This is a genomic window from Stenotrophomonas sp. 278, assembly GCF_003935715.1.
In the GTDB taxonomy this organism is placed as follows: Bacteria; Pseudomonadota; Gammaproteobacteria; order Xanthomonadales; family Xanthomonadaceae; genus Stenotrophomonas; species Stenotrophomonas maltophilia_AH.
The window spans coordinates 1-2782 of the sequence record NZ_RHPP01000248.1; the positions used below are offsets into that span (position 1 = coordinate 1).

The 2782-nt window shown below is 65.7% G+C and carries 1 protein-coding gene; it reads left to right on the plus strand.

Annotated features, from left to right (window positions below):
- Positions 1-659: 659 nt before the first annotated feature.
- Positions 660-2782: methyl-accepting chemotaxis protein (locus tag EGJ34_RS21195; protein ID WP_125362383.1), on the plus strand; the 2123-nt coding region annotated here is incomplete at its 3' end.

The window sequence follows — 2782 nt, forward strand, 5'->3', positions numbered from 1 at the left end:
GCTCGTCAAAAACATCCATGTTTTTGACGGTCCCGCAAACCCACCCCGGCACGCCCCAGACAGTTGGCCGGTGGCCAAGGGAAATCAGAAGCATGTGGTCCCGGTAGCGTCGGTCGACAGACGACGACCGTGAAATCCCCAACATCCGGTAACGCATGACCCCGGATCGACATCGCCGTTGGCGTGGCCTTTGCCATGGCCACCGCCACGCTGTCCGGGGTGGCCCGGGGTGGGGTTGCGGGGGACTCGGCGCCATGGATGGCGTTCGCGTAGCCCCCATGGAAGGGTTCACGGCGACCCCGCAAACCCACCCCGGGCCACCCAAACACGGGACCCGATGACCACCGGCTGTTCGCTGAAATCCAACAGCAGCCGGGCAAGCCCGGCTCTACGGGGATACTGCAATTGCAGCCGGGCAGCACCCTGCGATACGTAGCCGGTGCGATCGCAGCCGTTCGCGACCGTGCACGCCATGCGACACCCCACCGACAGACATCACAAAAAAAACGTGATGCAGACCACTAAAGTCCGCGCGTGAAGCCGCCGCTAACCGGAGAGATGGTGAAGGAACACTGTCATGTTCCGCGTCCCACCTGCGTCCATGCCCCCTCGCCCAGCGCCCCACAGCTGCGCGCCCCGCCTTGTCCGGAGTTCACAGTATGAAGTGGTTCTACGATCTGCCCATCGGTCGCAAGCTCGCCGTTGGATTTGCGCTTACTACCTTGATGACCATCGCGCTGGGCGTGTTCGCCCTGGTCCGACTCAACGGGGCCAATGCCCAGTTGGCCGCCATGGCCAGCAACGACATTCCTTCCGTGGAGCACCTCGGCGAAGTGCGGTCCCTGCTGGGTGAATTCCGTACCTACGAACTGGCACAGCTGAGCATGCTTGACCAGCCCGACAAGGTGGCCGATTACAACAAGCGCATGGACACCACCGCCAAAGCCGCGCGCGACGAACTGGCCGGCTACGCCGCCCTGCCCGCTGGCGAAGAAGAAAAGAAGCTGTATGCCCACGTCGCCGCCGACCTCGACGCTTACTTCACCGCCAACACCGACATGCGCGCCGCCATTGCCGCCGGTGACGGCGTGCTCGCCCAGCAGATCTCCGACGAACGCTCGCGTCCCGCCCGACGCAAGATGTTCGACGACCTCAAGACCCTGGGCGCGTTCAGCAGCAAGCTCATGCAGTCGCGCATCGACGAAGCCAACGCCACCCATCACAGCAGCGTCGTCGCCATCATCACCACCGTCGTGCTGCTGACCCTGCTTGCCATCGGTGCCGGCGCGGTCATTGCCCGCGCCATCACCCGTCCGCTCGGCCAGGCCGTGCACGCCATCAAGTCGGTCGCCCGCGGCGACCTCAGCGTCAGCACCCGCGCCACCAGCAACGACGAAGTCGGCCAGATGCTTGCCGCCACCGGCGACATGACCGCCATGCTTCGCCGCTATTCGGACGAAACCCGGAAGATGGCCGAAATGCACGCCGGCCCGGATATCTCGCACCACATGCCGATCGACTTCCCCGGCGTATACGGCGAACTGGCAGTCGGCACCAACACCGTCATCTTCGAACACCTTGACGCGATCAAGGACGCCATCGCCGTGCTCAACGAGTACGCCGCCGGCGACCTGTCGCGCGATGCGCGCCGCCTGCCCGGCACCCGCGCGATCCTGCATGAATCCATGGACGCCGCCAAGGCCAGCCTGTTGGCCATCAACACCCAGATCCAGTCGCTGGCGCGCGCCGCGGCCGCCGGTGACTTCAGCCAGCGTGGCGATGCGCTGCGCTTCGAACACGACTTCCGGGTGATGATTGAAAACCTCAACACCATGATGGAAGTGGCCGACGGCAACCTCAACCAGCTCTCGCACCTGCTGCAGTCCATCGCCGGTGGCGACCTCACCGCGCGCATGCACGGCGAGTTCCACGGCGTGTTCGCCGCCATGCGCGACGATGCCAATACCACCGTTGCCCAGCTCACCCGGATCGTCAGCCGCATCCAGCAGGCCACCGGCAGCATCAGCACCGCCGCCGGCGAAATCGCTTCGGGCAACAACGACCTGTCGCGCCGTACCGAGCAGCAGGCCGCCAACCTGGAAGAAACCGCCGCTTCGATGGAGGAACTCACCTCCACCGTGCGCCAGAACGCCGAGCATGCCCGCCAGGCCAACCAGCTCGCCATCGGCGCGCACAGCGTCGCGACCCAGGGTGGCGAAGTGGTCGGCCAGGTGGTGACCACCATGAGCGCGATTGAAACCTCCTCGAAGAAGATCGCCGAGATCATCTCGGTCATCGACGGCATCGCCTTCCAGACCAACATCCTCGCGCTGAACGCCGCAGTCGAAGCCGCCCGTGCCGGCGAACAGGGCCGCGGCTTCGCCGTGGTCGCCTCGGAAGTGCGCACCCTGGCCCAGCGGTCGGCCAGCGCCGCCAAGGAAATCAAGAGCCTGATCGACGAGTCGGTCGACAAGGTGGCCGAAGGCTCCGCTTTGGTCAGCCAGGCCGGCAGCACCATGGGTGAGATCGTCGCTTCGGTGCAGCGAGTCACGGACATCATGGCCGAGATCTCCGCGGCCTCGCAGGAACAGTCCGCCGGCATCGAGCAGGTCAACCAGACCGTCGTGCAGATGGACGAAACCACCCAGCAGAATGCCGCGCTGGTGGAAGAGGCCACCGCCGCTGCCCGCGCGATGGAAGAACAGGCCGGCCACCTGACCGACGCGGTGGCACTGTTCAAGCTGGAAGGCCAGGCCAGCCGCGGCCCGGCGCCGGTGGCAGC